This window comes from Pseudoalteromonas sp. S1610, from assembly GCF_005887465.1.
Classification (GTDB): domain Bacteria; phylum Pseudomonadota; class Gammaproteobacteria; order Enterobacterales; family Alteromonadaceae; genus Pseudoalteromonas; species Pseudoalteromonas undina.
Map to the genome: position 1 here is coordinate 84,759 of NZ_PNDI01000048.1, position 16,892 is coordinate 101,650.

Annotated in this window: 14 protein-coding genes; 7 read left to right on the forward strand and 7 right to left on the reverse strand. The window is 40.1% G+C overall.

Going from position 1 to position 16,892, the window contains the following annotated elements:
- Positions 1-42: 42 nt before the first annotated feature.
- Complete coding sequence (locus CWB77_RS14940) at positions 43-2,289, reverse strand: carbohydrate binding family 9 domain-containing protein (protein WP_138623408.1); 2,247 nt, start codon at positions 2,287-2,289, stop codon at positions 43-45.
- 141 nt (positions 2,290-2,430) lie between these two features.
- Positions 2,431-2,754 (reverse strand): ferredoxin FdxA, encoded by a 324-nt coding sequence (gene fdxA, locus CWB77_RS14945; protein ID WP_010388957.1) that lies wholly within the window; start codon positions 2,752-2,754, stop codon positions 2,431-2,433.
- A 188-nt stretch (positions 2,755-2,942) separates the two neighbouring features.
- Here fdxA and CWB77_RS14950 point away from each other — a divergent pair, with 188 nt between their 5' ends.
- Together CWB77_RS14950 and CWB77_RS14955 are read left to right on the forward strand one after the other, a co-directional pair.
- On the forward strand, positions 2,943-4,550 hold the full coding sequence (locus CWB77_RS14950; RefSeq protein ID WP_010388958.1) for an NAD(P)/FAD-dependent oxidoreductase: 1,608 nt from the start codon (positions 2,943-2,945) through the stop codon (positions 4,548-4,550).
- Positions 4,551-4,642: 92 nt separating this feature from the next.
- Positions 4,643-6,148 carry an amidase family protein gene (locus tag CWB77_RS14955; protein ID WP_138623410.1) on the forward strand — a complete coding sequence of 502 codons (1,506 nt, stop codon included), beginning with the start codon at positions 4,643-4,645 and terminating at the stop codon, positions 6,146-6,148.
- Positions 6,149-6,176: 28 nt separating this feature from the next.
- On the opposite strand, the gene CWB77_RS14960 is transcribed toward CWB77_RS14955, so the two are convergent.
- Positions 6,177-7,478, reverse strand: coding sequence for a DEAD/DEAH box helicase (locus tag CWB77_RS14960; protein ID WP_054201651.1), 1,302 nt, complete (start codon positions 7,476-7,478; stop codon positions 6,177-6,179).
- A gap of 317 nt (positions 7,479-7,795) precedes the next feature.
- Between CWB77_RS14960 and CWB77_RS14965 the strand changes: the two genes are divergently transcribed.
- Together CWB77_RS14965 and CWB77_RS14970 are read left to right on the forward strand one after the other, a co-directional pair.
- A complete protein-coding gene (locus CWB77_RS14965) occupies positions 7,796-8,263 on the forward strand; it encodes a DUF3015 family protein (RefSeq protein ID WP_010388962.1) in 468 nt (155 codons plus the stop codon).
- Between the two features lie 39 nt (positions 8,264-8,302).
- Entirely contained in the window at positions 8,303-10,120 is a 1,818-nt protein-coding gene (locus tag CWB77_RS14970; RefSeq protein ID WP_138623412.1) for an Lnb N-terminal periplasmic domain-containing protein, read from the forward strand.
- Positions 10,121-10,192: 72 nt separating this feature from the next.
- Here CWB77_RS14970 and dapA read toward each other — a convergent pair whose 3' ends face one another.
- Positions 10,193-11,110: a 4-hydroxy-tetrahydrodipicolinate synthase gene (gene dapA / locus CWB77_RS14975; protein WP_138623414.1), complete on the reverse strand. Its 918-nt coding sequence runs from the start codon at positions 11,108-11,110 to the stop codon at positions 10,193-10,195.
- A 172-nt stretch (positions 11,111-11,282) separates the two neighbouring features.
- Here dapA and CWB77_RS14980 point away from each other — a divergent pair, with 172 nt between their 5' ends.
- Positions 11,283-11,936, forward strand: a complete 654-nt coding sequence (locus CWB77_RS14980) for a DUF6058 family natural product biosynthesis protein (protein ID WP_076919783.1) — start codon at positions 11,283-11,285, stop codon at positions 11,934-11,936.
- 37 nt (positions 11,937-11,973) lie between these two features.
- Here CWB77_RS14980 and CWB77_RS14985 read toward each other — a convergent pair whose 3' ends face one another.
- The 3 genes from CWB77_RS14985 to CWB77_RS14995 form a co-directional block, all read right to left on the reverse strand.
- Positions 11,974-12,261: a putative quinol monooxygenase gene (locus CWB77_RS14985; RefSeq protein ID WP_138623416.1), complete on the reverse strand. Its 288-nt coding sequence runs from the start codon at positions 12,259-12,261 to the stop codon at positions 11,974-11,976.
- Positions 12,262-12,327: 66 nt separating this feature from the next.
- A complete protein-coding gene (gene dkgB, locus CWB77_RS14990; RefSeq protein ID WP_054201217.1) occupies positions 12,328-13,143 on the reverse strand; it encodes a 2,5-didehydrogluconate reductase DkgB in 816 nt (271 codons plus the stop codon).
- Between the two features lie 148 nt (positions 13,144-13,291).
- Positions 13,292-14,464 (reverse strand): MFS transporter, encoded by a 1,173-nt coding sequence (locus tag CWB77_RS14995; protein WP_171043281.1) that lies wholly within the window; start codon positions 14,462-14,464, stop codon positions 13,292-13,294.
- A 115-nt stretch (positions 14,465-14,579) separates the two neighbouring features.
- Here CWB77_RS14995 and CWB77_RS15000 point away from each other — a divergent pair, with 115 nt between their 5' ends.
- Both CWB77_RS15000 and CWB77_RS15005 read left to right on the forward strand, forming a co-directional pair.
- On the forward strand, positions 14,580-15,467 hold the full coding sequence (locus tag CWB77_RS15000; RefSeq protein ID WP_171043282.1) for a LysR family transcriptional regulator: 888 nt from the start codon (positions 14,580-14,582) through the stop codon (positions 15,465-15,467).
- A gap of 113 nt (positions 15,468-15,580) precedes the next feature.
- Positions 15,581-16,621: a metal-dependent hydrolase gene (locus CWB77_RS15005; protein WP_075170242.1), complete on the forward strand. Its 1,041-nt coding sequence runs from the start codon at positions 15,581-15,583 to the stop codon at positions 16,619-16,621.
- The last annotated feature ends 271 nt before the right edge of the window (positions 16,622-16,892 follow it).

Sequence of the window (16,892 nt, forward strand, 5' to 3'; positions counted from 1 at the left end):
TTTATTGCCTAGCAAAATCTTGCTTTTATAGTATTTATAGCGTTATAACTGCCACGCATAACTGACTTTAGTAAAGAAAGTACGTTGGTCACGCTCAATGCTTTTTAACGAGTCATCCTGATAGCCTTTATCTGAATAACCTAAATAAAATAGCGTTTGTGCGTTAATTTTGTATGAGTAAACCAGCTGACTACCATAATCTTTGTTGATTTCGCTAACCTGATAAAAATAAGCATCTTCATTTCTGTCTATGTCTTCAAACTGTAAAATCAACTTAAGCATAGCGCGCATACTAAACTTATAATAAAGCCTAAAATCAACAAGGTTTGCGGTAAATACGCGTCGCCCTTGGTAATCATCTAAATGACTATAATTATGTCTAACATCTAACTGCCAGTGATTATTAATATCCCAAACAGCCTGTGATTGTGTAGTTAAAACATCACCTAGCTGCTCATTAGTGTAATCTATACGGCTTGCGTATTCGGCGTATAACGATAGTCTTAAGTCTTTAGTAGGTCTAAAAGCCGTATATAAATAACCAATATTTTGGTTATAAAAATTGCCATTATAGTTTTCATAGCGATTTAATAAACCAAGCTCAAATACAGACTGCTTTTGACCTTGAAAGGTCATGTAACCTTCATATTCTTCTTCAAGCAAGTCGCCATTTTGAGCCCACGTTTTATCCCAATCGGCGGTGTATGACCAAGTTGTTAGCATATCATGTTCATCACCATACCAAGTTTGACCGCCACCAAAGCCTACTTTTTCGTAGTCTACTTTTTCTTGATAACCTAAATCGGTGCGGTAATCCTCACCTATATTGTCATAGGTAGCGTAAAGCTTATAATCGCGCTTATCGCGGGTCAGCTTTAATGCATAAGCCATATCAGACTGAGACTCTGCTAAATTGTAGTTATCAACTAAAAACTGCGAGTTGTTGGTATCAGCATGGGCTATTTGGTAATTAAGCGTATCTGACTGATTAAACCAATAGCTGCCATCAACCGATAACACCGTATTATGGTAATCACTACTTTCTCTATGTGTTGAAGTAACGCCAATAGTGCCTTGTTGGCCAATATCATATTGGTATCGCGCCACCGCCGCCTTGGTTTTATCATTTAGGCTGGCAAAGCCTGAGCCTTGGTTGCTGGGCAGTAAAACATTACTGTTGTCGTCATCAGCAAACATTAGCGCATAACTGTGGCTATCGGTTTTACCGGTGAGCTTTGCACCAATATTAGGCTCAGCTATGGTACGGGTATAAAGCAGTTCAAATAAATTACTTTTGAAATATGATGCGCCATCTAAGAAAAACGGACGTTTTTCAGCGTAATAAATAGAATATGTGGTATTTACATCCAGTTCTAACGAATCGGTTTCTACTTGAGAGAAATCAGGGTTTATGGTGGCATTAATAACTGCATCTTTAGTGACGCCCCAACGCAGATCAAGCCCTACTTCTGTATTTACATCGCCGTTATCCCACGCACCAGGTACCTGTGTTTTTTGATCGTTTCTTAATGCGGTTAAGGTTGGCGTTAATTGCAGATTTTTACTCGGTGCTAAATTATTAAATCCAGTTATTTTGTCAAACTGACACAAACTACATTTAATATCACGGTCAAAGCCTGTACTTGATAATTGATACAACACATCACGCTGATAGTTGCGCATCATCGAAAAGCCCCAAGTAGAGTCGGCTTGGTTTTGTGCAAAGCGCAGAGCTTTAAACGGAATACGCATTTCAACCACGTAACCTTGCTCGTTTATGGTACCGGCACTATCCCAAATAGCATCCCACGATAAATCAGATGCCCACTCATCGGTATCCGTCATGCGAATGTCGCCTTGGGCACCCAGTGGGTTTACATAAAACTCATAGCCAGTACGCTCATCGTTAAAGGTATCAATCACCAAACCAACGTTGTCATCTTGCCAAAGCGTGTCTCTATCACGAAGTGCAGCGCGAATTTTACTCGGCTCTGGGTCATAAGCAACAAAAGCTACATACAAATTATGACCATCGTCATAAATATACGCATCGGTTTTTACCGGTGGTGTGCCCTTTTCATTCGGCTCATCTTGATAATTTACCGCAACACGGGTTGCTTCTTGCCAATGCGGCTCGTTAAGCACGCCATCTACATCAATGTTTTTATTAATGTGTGCAAGTTGATAATTAAGCTTATCGGCAAGTGCATAAGGGCTGAGAGTTAAAACAAGGCTGAAGCTGATCAATAACAGCAATTTTATTATTTTTGTAGGTATAAAGTACTGCATAAACATCCATTTAGGTTTATTTACTTGTTGAAAGTAAACTTTGGTCTGGAGTGTAAATTATACAGGTACGTTTGTTAATACTTGCGTGTTAAAATTTGCAATAAAATTAACAAAAAACTAATAATAAGTTTTAGGAAGTAGTTATGTGTCGAGAAGTTTTAATTTATTAGCCACACCATTCCAGCTATCGGCATCTTCAGGTGCAGGTTTAACTTGCGTTATACGTGGCCATATTTCTGCCAGTTCTGCATTAAGCTGGGTGAATTCTTTTTGCGACTCAGGTAGTTCATCTTCTTGATAAATGGCATCAGCTGCACACTCAGGCACACATAAACCACAGTCAATACAGTCTATTGGGCTAATAGCCAAAAAATTAGGGCCTTCAAAAAATGCATCTGCAGGGCACACCGATACGCAATCAGTGTACTTACATTTTATACAGTTTTCGGTGACTACAAACGCCATAGTGGTTTAATACCTAATATTTAATTTTACCAGCTGCGGATCATACCCAACCCTTACCAAAACACAATAAATATGTGCCAAAAGCGAACAATTTAACGTAATATATGGCACTTATAAATTAGCGCTTTATGCACTCCCCTTATTGTGAGCGGTATTTACTTTCCGCTATGACACCAAAAGAGATATTAATGATACGTTTAACCGAAATAAAGCTGCCGCTTGACCATGACGAAAATGCTATTGGCCAAGCCATCATCAATAAATTAAATATAAGTCCAGAGCAGCTACACAGCTACAATGTGTTTAAACGCGGTTACGATGCACGTAAAAAAAGCGCCATTTTACTGATTTACACGCTTGATGTTGAGGTAGATAACGAAGCACAACTGTTAGCCTCGTTTGAAAAAGATCAACACGTTAAAGTCTCCCCTGACACCAACTACAAATTTGTAGCACACGCTAATAGCAGCATTAAAGAGCGCCCTGTAGTAATTGGCTTTGGCCCATGTGGTTTATTTGCCGGTTTAGTATTGGCACAAATGGGCTTTAAACCAATAATTCTAGAGCGCGGTAAAGAGGTACGTGAACGCACCAAAGACACCTTTGGCTTTTGGCGTAAAAAGGCCCTCAATACCGAATCAAACGTTCAGTTTGGTGAAGGGGGTGCAGGCACGTTCTCAGACGGTAAGCTCTACAGCCAAGTAAAAGATCCTAAACATTATGGCCGTAAAGTGATCACTGAATTTGTAGAGGCTGGTGCTCCTGAAGAAATTTTATACGTTAGTAAGCCGCACATTGGTACTTTTAAACTAGTAACCATGATTGAAAAAATGCGCGCCCGAATTATAGAACTTGGTGGTGAGATTCGTTTTAGCACCCGCGTTGACGATATCCATTTAGACAACGGCCAAGTTACAGGGCTGACACTTTCTAATGGTGAAAAGCTTGAAACTCGCCATGTGGTTTTAGCGGTTGGTCACAGTGCCCGTGATACGTTTAAAATGATCCACGATAAAGGCATTTATGTTGAAGCAAAACCCTTTTCAGTAGGCTTTAGAATAGAACATAAACAATCAATGATTGATGAGTGCCGCTTTGGCGATAACGCGGGTAACCCTATTTTGGGCTCTGCCGATTACAAATTGGTACACCATTGTAATAATGGCCGAACCGTATACAGTTTTTGTATGTGCCCTGGCGGCACTGTAGTTGCCGCTACCTCTGAAGAAGGCCGTGTGGTTACTAACGGTATGAGTCAATATTCTCGTAGTGAGCGAAATGCGAACAGTGCTATTGTTGTGGGTATTTCGCCAGAAAAAGATTTTCCAGGCCATCCTCTAGCTGGTATCGATTTACAGCGTAAGCTAGAAGAGCAAGCCTATGAGCTTGGTGGTAAAAATTATGATGCCCCAGCACAGCTGATTGGTGACTTTTTAAAAGGTAAATCGTCGGCTAATTTAGGCGATGTACAGCCTTCGTATACACCAGGTATAAAACTGACTGATTTAAGCAAAGTACTGCCAGCTTTTGCCATTGAAGCGCTACGTGAAGCAATTCCTGCCTTTAACAAACAAATTCGTGGCTTTTCAACCAATGATGGCTTACTCACGGGTGTAGAAACACGTACGTCTTCACCTATCAGCATCAAGCGCGATAAAACTTTCCAAAGCATTAATACCAAAGGGCTTTACCCTGCAGGTGAAGGCGCAGGTTATGCAGGCGGTATTTTATCAGCGGGTATTGATGGCATTAAAGCCGCTGAAGCGGTTGCGTTATCGATGTTAGAAAACGCTTAACTCTATTAAATTATACTTTATCGAAAAACCTCACAACGTGAGGTTTTTTTGTGCTAAAAATAACCTATGTTTTCACAAAATAGATAATAACAATGATTATAAAACGGCTACTTTTAACATTATTTGTTTGTACAATACCTAATTTATACGCAGCGGATAATAATACAGAGCTTAAAACCATTAGTGACATTCACAATGCCTATAAAAATAATACCACCACGGCTGAGCAGCTTACCCGCACTTATATCGACAGAATAAACGAGCTCAATCCTAAATATAATGCGGTAATTAGTATTGAGCCCACTGCAATTGAACAAGCCAAACAACTCGATGCGCTGTTTAAAGCCGGAAAATGGGCAGGCCCTTTACATGGTATTGCGGTATTACTAAAAGATAACATTGAAACAACAGGTACATTACCCACCACAGCGGGTTCATTAGCACTTAAAAATAACGTTACTAATAAAGATGCCTTTGTGGTTAAACAATTACGCCAAGCAGGCGCTATTATTTTAGGCAAAGCGAACTTAAGTGAATGGGCTAATTTTCGCTCATCGTATTCGTCATCTGGCTGGAGTGCCATTGGCGGACAAACCCATAACGCCCATGATGTAACTCGTAATCCGTGTGGTTCAAGCTCAGGTTCTGCTGTGGCGGTTGCTTTAAATTTTACGCCTATTGCGCTGGGCACAGAAACTGATGGTTCGATTACCTGCCCTGCTTCGGTTAATGGGGTGTACGCCATTAAACCCAGTATGGGGCAAGTTTCACGCGCAGGCGTGATCCCCCTTTCTAGTAGCCAAGATTCGGTAGGTCCAATGGCGCATTCTTTAAAAGATGCACTCGCGGTATTATCAGTCATTCAAGGTGAAGACTCAGACGATGTATCGACACTCAACGTAAATAGAACGCTTGATGGCATAGCGCCTAAGCCATCACTGAGGATAGGCGCGTTACCTGCCAGTAAGTTTACTGTGGCAACACAAAAGCTTTACGCTAAGCAGTTACAAACATTAAAAGACGCAGGTCATACCGTTGTCAATGTTGCAGTAAAAGATGACTTAAGCACGCTTTACGTTGATGAATACGCCATCCTACTTTACGACTTTAAAGCCGAAATTAACCACTACTTAAGCAAAACACCAACGCAGGTAACCGTAAAAAGTTTAGACGAGTTAATCGCATTTAATATCGCAAATAAACAGCAGGAAATGCCCTACTTTGAGCAAGATATTTTACAACAAGCTAACGCAGTTGATTTGAGTGAAAAACAACAATACAAAAGCACCAAAGCGCGATATCGCGCACTTGCAAAGCGCGCTATTAGCAATTTATACCGCAATAATAAGCTAGATATTGTAATTTCGCCCACCGTTTCACCGGCTTGGAAAACCGATTTAATTAACGGCGATAACTTTAAAGGCAATAGCAGTTCATTACCTGCCATTGCAGGGACGACCCATATTACTTTACCGGTTGGCAAAGTAAGCCACTTACCGGTTGGTTTGTCGGTTATTGCTAATCAAAACGATGAAGCGGCTGCTTATGCGTACGCTGCTATTATCGATAATGTATTAGGCACAAAAAAACCTGAGTAAACTCAGGTTTTTTAATGGCTTAGCTGTCTTACTTTTTAAGTGACAGCTTTTCGCCTTTTAAGCTTTTACGTACATTAGAAATTCGCGAGCGGTTTTTCGCTCTCGCTTCACCGGTAGCCTGGCCTGATGGCTTATTAGCACGGGTGCGGCGTAAATGCGCTGGCTTTTTACCAATTTTATCAATCAGTACTTCACGATTACTTACTTCGTAACCTTCTAAGTAAACACGTTTAATTTTTTGACCAATTAAGGTTTCAATTTCAAACAACATGTTTTCTTCTTCGCGACTCACAAACGAAATTGCTTGTCCTTGGTTACCAGCACGACCAGTACGGCCAATACGGTGAACATAATCTTCAGCAAGCCAAGGTAAATCAATATTAATAACACGCGGTAAACCGTCAATATCAATACCACGGGCCGCTACTTCTGTTGCAACTAGCACGCGTACTTTGCCTTCTTTAAATTCACGCAACGCACGACGACGATTACCTTGCGATTTATCGCCATGACATACTGCCGCTGGGATACCGTCTAAGTTAAGTTCAGTTACTAGCTCATCTGCGGTTTCTTTCATGTTTACAAACACTAGCACTTGCTGCCAGTTTTTCTTACCAATCAGCTCAGAAAGCAACTCTTGCTTACGGCGCTCTTCTACTGGGTAAACCACGTGCTGTACTGTGCTTGCGGTGCTGTTAGTTTGATCAACACGAACAATTTCAGGCTGCTTTAACACTTTAGAGGCGAACTGTTTAATTGCTGCTGGGAAGGTAGCTGAAAACAATAAAATTTGACGCTCATCTGCACAGCTTTTTATTACGCTTTGCATATCATTAATAAAGCCCATATCAAGCATACGGTCAGCTTCATCAAGTACTAAATGTTTTACTTGAGCAAGGCTTAAGTTACCTAAACGAATATGATCAAGTAAACGTCCTGGTGTTGCTACTACAACATCAACACCTTCTTTGAGTGCAATTTCTTGTCCTGCGGTATTAACACCACCAAATAAGCTCACTACTTTTAACTGAGTGTACTTAGCAAAGTCTTTAAAGTTATTCGCTATTTGCTCTGCAAGCTCACGCGTAGGCGCAAGGACTAAGGCGCTTGGCGCATTCGTAGTGCTGCAATCTGACTCAAATAACTTTTGAATAATAGGGAGTGCAAATGCAGCGGTTTTACCTGTACCGGTTTGTGCACTTGCTAAAACGTCTTTACCTTTACGAACAGCCGGAATAGCTGCGCGCTGAATGGGCGTAAGGGTGTGGTAATTAAGTTCGTCTAACGCCTGAATAAGTTCAGGGGCAAAACTAAAAGATTTAAAATTCATTGCTGTATAACCTGCGGCCACATTATCAAGGGTCGCAAATTATACAGTAAAATCGCTTAAACAGTTAGTTTTAAACACCAGAAACCGCTAATTTATAAAATGCAGGATAATTAGCGATTATCAGCTGTTGTTTAAGTTAGCTAAATGGTATTAACTCGCTAGATTTATTCCCGTTAATTCGCGATTTTATTGCACTTTTATAAATTTTACACCGTTATTTTACATTGTGTTACATAACTATTTGCATTTAAATAACCAAAACAGGTAAACTTCTTCGCCCGTTTTGTGGGGTGTATATAAATTAAAGGAAATTAATAATGATAAAAAGATGTTTAACTGCTGCGGTATTAGTAAGCGCGTTCGTTTCAATGCCGTCACAAGCAAAAAGTGGCATCAACCCATGGCAACAATGTGGTATTGGTGCAATGGTTTTCCCAGACAATGGCGTTGCGGCAGCAATTTCTAATATTATTTGGGATTTAGGAACAACCGCGGTATCGTCTAACATTTCTTCAGTAGAGAGCTGTGAAGGCGCTAACGTAAAAACAGCACAGTTTATTCAACAAACTTTTCCTGTATTAGAACAAGAAATAGCACAGGGTGAAGGCGAGTATATCTCTGCAATGCTTAACGTACGTGGTTGTGATGTAACTGCTCATCAACAAATTATCACTTCGGTACGCAGCGATTACGCAAACGCACCAATAGACAATGCACAAGCATTTTATGAATTAGTTGAAGGTAAAATTACAACTAACTTTTCATCTCAATGCGCTGCAATCTAATAATTAAAGGGCTTAACAGCCCTTTTTTTTGGTTAAACAATGAAACCTTTATTTTATTTAATTAGCGTTTTTTTATTAATATCTTTCTCAAGTTCTGCCACGCAATCTATCTCTGTTTTAGCAAAACACCCAATATGGTTGAAATTAGGGCATTACAAAAATCAACCAACTACTATTAGTTATATTACTAACGCATCCTTTTTTATCGCAGATAACGGACGTAATGATCCGGTTGCCGAATTAAAAGCAACAATCCATGCTTTTAATAACCAGCCCTTAACACATTGTCGCTACCCTGCGCGTTACCAATGGCTTAAAGAGCAAGGTTTAACCTTTTCAATGCCAGCTGCAGAGTGTCCAAAGTTACAGCAATGGCGCGAGCAGCAAGCAATTCACTCTGTTAGTTTAGTATTTGCCTCTGGTTATATGAGTAACCCCGCATCGTTATATGGTCATTTATTACTTAAACTTAATCGCTCAACCGAATCAAAAAACAAATTATTAGATTACAGTATTAACTATGGCGCACATGTTCCTGACAATGAAAACGGCATAGTTTATATTCTTAAAGGCTTATTTGGTGGTTATAAAGCTGGTTTTTCAGATCAACTATTTTACCGCCACCAGCATAATTACGGCGAAATAGAGTTAAGAGATTTATGGGAATATACCCTAAATCTAAACGAGCGCGATGTGGCTTTTATTGCTAATCACTTATGGGAGATTTTAGGCACTGAATTTGATTATTACTTTGCCGATGAAAACTGCGCGTTTCATCTCGCACAGATTGTTGAGTTGATTATTGGCGATCAACTAACTAGCGAAAGCTCTCCTTGGGTAATACCTGCCACTATTTTTTCAAGGTTAAACTCGGCCACTTACCAAGGGCAATCAGCGGTTAAAAACATCACATTTACTCCCTCGCGCGACACTGTATTTTCAAAATATGTGCAATCTTTAAGTGAAAAAGAGCTCAGCTTTGCCAAACAAATCTTTGCCGAATCAGCAGTACTTAAAAACGAATCGTTTTTAGCTTTGCCGGTGCGGTCTCAAAAAGCCATTATTGGCGCTTTATTTGAACTTGTGCAAGTGAAACAAATTCAAAAGCAAACTCCTGTAAAAATAAGTGAGTTAAAAAATGCGCTAATCAAAGCGCGCTTAAAGCTACCCATGGGCGAAAACAAAGTTAAATTTCAATTTACCCAGCAGCCTCCACATAAAGGCCAAAAGCCCTCTAACAGCTCAATTTCTGCGATGCACACGGCTGAGCAAACACAGTACACTCTGGGTTTTAGGCTGAGCTATTTTGATACCCTTGCCTCTGATATTGCCCGCATTCCATTTTCTAATTTAGAAATGTTAGATACCGAACTGATGTTTACAGATGGCGAAACTTACATAAACAAAATTCATTTATTAGATTTGGAGTCATTCAATCCAAGCCAATTGTCTTGGGCTAATGAATCTAAGTGGTCATGGAAAATCAATGTGGGATTCGACAGACAACCAGCACTGTGCAGAACCTGTAAACGTAGTTTTGTTATGGGGGGAGCCGGACAAGCTTGGCAATTTAGCAACAACACCTTAGCCTATAGCTTAGTTAATGGTTACTTGGGTGATTTAGCTAAAAATAGCCACTTTTATGATTCGTCGGTAGAGGTGGGGATTATTACTGGTACTGACTCAGGTATTAAACTCAGAGCATCCTATGAAAAGTCATTCTTAAATGCTAAAAACCCAGCGCAAACCAAACTAGAACTGGCAGTGCCTATTAGCCAAGATATTGATATTAGATTAGCGGCAACACATGCCAATTCAGCTATGTGGCAGCTTAAACTCAACTACTATTGGCAGTGATATAAAAAAGCAGCCTCTGTGTTTACAGTAGGCTGCTTTGAAAATTTAGTATTTAGTAAATAATCTAACAGTTTAAGATAAAATCAAAACCTTACTAATATCTACACACTGCGCTCGACTACCGACAAAGTCTTGCTCATTAAGCTGATTAATTAGCGTTTCACCTTGTTGCTGTTGCTCATCGTTAAGCGGCACGTAAGGCATTCTAAACACAGGTTTTACCGCGCCGGTCATGATCATCGCAGTGTTAATCGCAATTGGGTTTGGCTCGCAAAACAGCCAGTTCATTAATGGTTGTAATGAGTTATTAAGCGCATCATTTTTACTATCCATTAATTGACGGAACAAACCCGGGATCAGGTTAGACGTAACTGAAATAACACCATGTGCTTTATGGATATGGCGTGCATCGTGTGCTTCATCATCATTACCAGACCAACATGCAATACCTTGTTGTTCATAGTGCGCTATACGCTCATTGCCACCACATTCTTTAACACCAATAAAGTGCTCATGCTGGGCCAGTGGTTCAATAATATCAGGGGTGAGGTCTTGACCTGTGCGCCCTGCTACGTTGTAAATAAACGCCGGACCAATATCAAGCACGCGTTTAAAGTGCTCTTTAACACCGGCAATTGATGTCCGCCCGTAGTAAGGGTTAATTTGCAATGAGGCATGCATGCCGCTGGCAAAACCATATCTTGTTGCTTTAATTGCTTCGCGCGTATTATTACTTCCGGTGTTACCTACAATCAGTAATTTATCACCAAATTTATTGGCACTGTGCGCAATTAGCATTAAGTGCTCTTCCCAGTTCATTAACTGGCCTTCACCGGTGGTGCCACCAACAACTATGCCGTCAACACCCGCTGCAATTTGTATTTCAACGAGTTCATCATACTTTGCAAGATCGATTTCACCATTGGCTAAGTAAGGTGTTTTAATTGCAGTAATAAGGCTTGCTTGTTTAATTTGTTCTAGGGTGCGCATAAAAAAATCATTGTTATTAATACTTGGCCTATTTGTACCATATTTACCGCGCTATTTGCAGTGATAGCCAGTATTTAATTATAAAATGGCTTGTGTTATTGGGTTTGATGATACAAAATAAATAGCTGTATAAATAAACAGTATTTTGTTTTTTACTATTAAGCGAGCCACTATGCGTTTATCTGACTATTTAAGCACTCACTTTTATCACACTGATGAGTTATGCCAAGCACTCAACATAGACACTGAAACTCTTGAAAATTGGCAAGCTCAAAGCATTTTTCCTAAGCCAAGTTATTGCATTAAAAACCAGATGAGTTGCAGCTCTTACTCAGGCTTATATGAGTGTGAAGAATACGACGATTATTATCCTCGTGGCTGCGTAAACTGGGGGCAAGGAGTTATAAAACAAAAAATTGAGTCATCTAATCAAGCGTTTAATTTGTTTGCCCAGCACTATACCCAATGCTTAGCTAAGCTTGCACAGCAAGGCTTTATATTTAACGAAGAGCTGTTTGGCTGTGAAATAGAAGAGCATTTACAGCAAGTGTGGCAACAATTTCTATGCAGCAAATATGGGGTGCTTACACAAAATGGCTTAATTGATGAAATTGTGGCTGTGGATATTGGCAGATTATTAGTAGACGATATAACCGAGCTGCGCAGCAAAGCCAGTTTAGATAAGGATGAGCGCACCCGCATTCACCCTGCCATGAAGCTTTTAAATAAAGCGCTAAGCCATGGCGCCGATCACGAAAAGCAACTCACATTACGAAGCCGCTATATTGATGCCCTTATTTTAAAATACGATTTATCGATTAAATAAAGGTTACAACTCCTACTTGGCTATTAGCTTTGTGCTGTTAACCAATGGTTTTATACACATCAATATTGATAGAGGTAATAAATGCACCTACAGCATCACCAAAGGCTTTAAAGTGAGGTGCGTTTTTATGGGCTTCGAAATGCTCAGTAGACGCCCATTGCTCACTCACTAAATAGGTGGTTTGCTCAGAATCGTTTTTAACTGATAGCTCGTAACGCAGGCAGCCTACTTCTTGCCGCGAATACTGTTGTAAGTTTTCGAGCTCGGTTAAAAGGCGCTCTGCATCGCTATTTTCGCTCGATAGTGTGGCAATTACCGTTAACATGGGTGTTCCTTGTTTAAAAAATAAAGGTGCAGCTTTACTGCACCTGTTTTAGCTTTAGCTCTTTGGTTATTGATCCCACTGCGGTGCAAAGTCTGGCGATGCTTGGCGGTCGTTGCAGTCAAGGCCATCTATACGTGCTATGTCTTCATCATCAAGTTTAACTTTGTCGTTAAAGTTATCTTCTAGGTTTTTACGCTTAGTCGATGATGGAATAGTGGTCATGCCATTGGCATTTTCCCATGCAATAACCACTTGCGCTGGCGTTGCATCGTGCTTGTTAGCAATATCAATAATGGTTTGATCTGTTAATACCTTACCCACAACAAATGGCATATAGGCGGTAACATGAATTTTATGTTGATCGCAAAAAGCGCGCAGTTTAGTGTTGGTTAAATATGGATGTACCTCAATTTGATTAGTGAATATTTCGCGAGGATCTAAGGTTTGCATTGCCTCATTTAAGTTGGCAATGGTGAAGTTAGATACACCAATATGTTTAGTTAACCCCAGCTTTTTTGTTAATAGTAGCTCGGTTAAATATTCACTCATGGGTTCATTATTTGCGGGCGCTGGCCAATGAATTAACAATAAGTCGACATAATCAAGCTGTAGCTTCTCTAAAGATGTTTTAACACTGTCAACAAAGTCAGCTTTGTTGAGCTTGTTATTCCATACTTTGGTGGTTATAAATAATTCTTCACGAGGAATATTGCTGTCTTTAATTGCTTGGCCAACTTGCTCTTCATTGCCATATATTTGCGCGGTATCAATGTGGCGAAATCCAACTTCTAACGCCATTTTTACAGATTCATAAGCTGTTTTACCTTCTAAACGAAAAGTACCCATACCTAAATCTGGCATTTCAATTACACGTTGTGTCATAGCTTTATCCTTGTTTAATAATAGGTTTAAAATTCAAACGACGCGTTTACTAAATACACCTATTACTTTTTTGATTTAAAATTTTGACCTCATGTGAATACTGAGGTCATTAATTTTTATTTCAAGACTAACCTATATGAGTTCGGCTTTATTTAGCCTGAACATTATGTTTATCTAGCCTGCCACTGTATCGAGTGACTATTAAAGCCAGTAATGAAACAACGGCCCCAATCCATGCGGTATCTTTTAGTTCCATATGCTCGACTACAAGCCCCCCTGTAACAGAGCCTAAGGCTATTCCAATATTAAACGCCGCGATGTTTAAGCCCGATGCTACATCTACCGCATTAGGAGTGTGCTTTTTTGCCTGTTTTACTACATAAAGCTGCAATCCTGGTACATTACCAAATGCAAATGCCCCCCATATTAAAATAGTCAGCACTGCGGCTACTTTTGATTCCATAGTAAAGGTGAAAGCCAATAAAATAATTGTTAACGCGCTAAATATAATACTCAGTGCACTAATTGGGCCTCGCTTGTCGGCTAATTTTCCGCCCCATATATTACCAACAGCCACCGACACACCATAAACCAGCATTATTAAACCAATAACGGATGGTGCAAAGCCAGTTTGCTGCTCTAATATAGGCGCTAAATAAGTAAACGCGGTGAACGTACCGCCGTAGCCTAATATAGTCATTAAATAAACGAGCAATAAGCGCGGCTTAACAATAACCTGTAGCTGCTCTTTAAACGTCGCCGGAATAGACTGCTTTAAGTTTTTTGGTACTAAAATAGCGCTGCCAATTAGCGCAATTAAACCTAATGCCGAAACCACTAAAAACGTTGCACGCCAGCCAAAGTGCTGGCCAATCCATGTTCCTAATGGCACACCCGTTACAAGCGCTACCGTAAGGCCAGTAAACATAATTGCAATAGCGCTCGCCTCTTTGTCTTTACTTACCAAGCTTGTTGCTATCATTGAGCCAATAGAGAAAAATACACCATGAGCTAATCCTGTTAGTATGCGCGCCAGTATTAGTGTTTCGTAACTCGGCGCTTGCCAAGCTAATAAATTACCCATAACAAATAAGCCCATAAGACTTATAAGTACCACTTTTCGGTTCCAGCGACCCGTTAATGCAGTGAGTACCGGTGCGCCAATAGCTACACCAACTGCATATAAGCTCACTAGTAAGCCTGCTGATGGTAAGCTCACGCCTAAATCGTTTGCAATAGTTGGCACTAAACCCACTATAACAAACTCGGTTGTTCCAATTGCAAATGCGCTTAAGGTAAGCGCCCATAAAGCCAATGGCATAAATACATCCTCATTTTTAAAATAGATGCATAGTGTGAGTAAAAACTCCTTTGCAATAAATAGCATAAATGGCAAAATACTTTTGTTTATTTTGCAAATATAAATGAGTGAATTTATGCCTGTTCAAGCTAAAACTGAAGATCTAGAAATGTTTATTACCATTGTTGATTGTGGCAGTTTTTCCGGTGCGGCTAGTTTACTCGATTTAAATGTAGCTAAGGTTTCAAGAGCGCTATCTCGCCTCGAAAGCAGGCTAAACTGCACATTACTAAACAGAACAACTCGGCGCTTAGAACTGACCGAGGAAGGGCATATATATATAGAATATGCGCGAAAGGCTTTAAACACGCTGCTCTTAGGGGAAGAAACAATAAAGCTACTTAAGCAAGCACCTAGCGGGCACTTGCGTATAGATGCAGCAAGCCCTTTTGTTTTACATCAACTAGCGCCACTAGTTAATGAATTTAAAAAGCAATACCCGCAAATCACGCTCGATATTACCTCACACGACAATATTATTGATTTACTTGAGCGCAAAACAGATTTAGCTATTCGCATTGGAGACTTAAAAGATTCAAACCTGCACGCGCGAAAATTAGGCCAAAGTAAATTAAAATTGGTCGCAAGCGCTGATTATTTAAAAAATGCGCCACCGTTACAGCAAGTTTCAGATCTTAAAAACCATAACCTAATTGGCTTCAGTGAGCCCAATACTCTTAATCAATGGCCCTTGAAGCATGAGCAATCACTGCACTTTGATTTAAGGGCTAGCAGCGGCGAAACCATTAGGCATTTATGTATTGCTGATCAAGGCATAGCACTTCTCTCACAATTTATGATTGCAGAAGATTTAGCCAAAAAACGATTAATAGAAGTTTTACCCCACAGCGTGAGTAGCCCAAATAATCGAGAATCTATTTATGGCGTTTATTACAAAAATGGGGCGGTTTCTTCCCGTATCGTTGCATTTTTAGATTTTATACAACCGCGACTAAGTTTATAAATCACTTTTAAATTGAGTTTAAAGAGCAACTTAATGAAATAATTTACATTATTGACGGTTTTAAGATTAAGCTGAGTATAAACACTGCAGTTGCATTATTTGGATGAGGTAGTATGGATTCTTTAACACAAGTCGCATTAGGCAGTGCCGTAGGCTACGCGGTACTAGGCAATAAAGTAGGTAGAAAAGCCGTTGCGTGGGGCGCTATTTTAGGCACTTTACCCGATCTAGATGTATTTTTACCCTATGGCGGCAGTGTAGAGGCATTTACCTATCATCGCGGTTTTAGCCATTCTTTATTTGTGCATTTATTAATAAGCCCGCTGATTGTGTGGCTAATATTAAAAATACACACAGGCATGCAGGCTTATAAAGCTCGTTGGTTTTGGTTAGTTTTTTTGTGCTTATCAACACATGCTTTATTAGATTCACTCACCGTTTATGGTACTCAGCTAATGTGGCCCTTAAGTGAATACCCTTTTGCGGTATCCAGCATGTTTATTATTGACCCCCTTTACACCTTACCGTTATTAATTGGTTTAGCTTTTACTTTATTACCTAAAATAAGCACAAGTAAAGCCTATAAAATCAATGCAATTACACTTAGCCTAAGCACAGCGTATTTATGCCTTGCCTTTGTGTTTAAACTCAATATTGACGACAAGGTAAAAACAGCACTGAACAATCGCGATATTGACGCAACCGGCTATATTAGTACGCCTGCCCCGCTCACTACTTTACTTTGGCGTGTAGTAGTGATGTCTGACGGTCACTACTACGAGGGTTATGCCTCCGTGTTTGACTCGCCCAGTGATGTAACCTTAAATGCCTACAATACAACACCGTCTTTAATTAAGCCTATTGACAACCAATGGGGCATACAAAGGCTACAATGGTTTACAAAAGGGTTTTATTCTATTCGCCAGCAAACCGATAACGTGATTTTGTCAGATTTAAGAATGGGTATGGAATGCCAATACGTATTTAACTTTGTGGTAGGTGAGCAAGCTGACTCGGGTATTAAAGTGGGTAGTTTTGAGCGACTCTCTCAGCGCCCTAGCTTTAGTAATGCCGGTAATATTTGGCAGCGAATTTGGCAACCTGAAGTCTCGCTAGCATCTCCATTGGCTAAAAATAACTGCTCGTTGCCATAATTAAGGGTTAAGCAAGCACTGCCTGTAAAAAGAGCCAAACAACATTGTTGCTTAATCACTCGAATAGGGTCTGTTGACCTTTCAAGGTTATATTTGCAGCAGTCTGTTTGGTATTTAGGCAAGGCAGAGCCTATGTAGTGTGGTTATTCCCCATAAATAGGCGATAACGCAGCATCAATGCCAAACAGGCGTTGCCCAAAGGGTTCTGCCTAGGGGCGATTTACTCTTTGTTGCTCGGTTTTTACTTAGCCCACTAGGTTACAAACCTCGC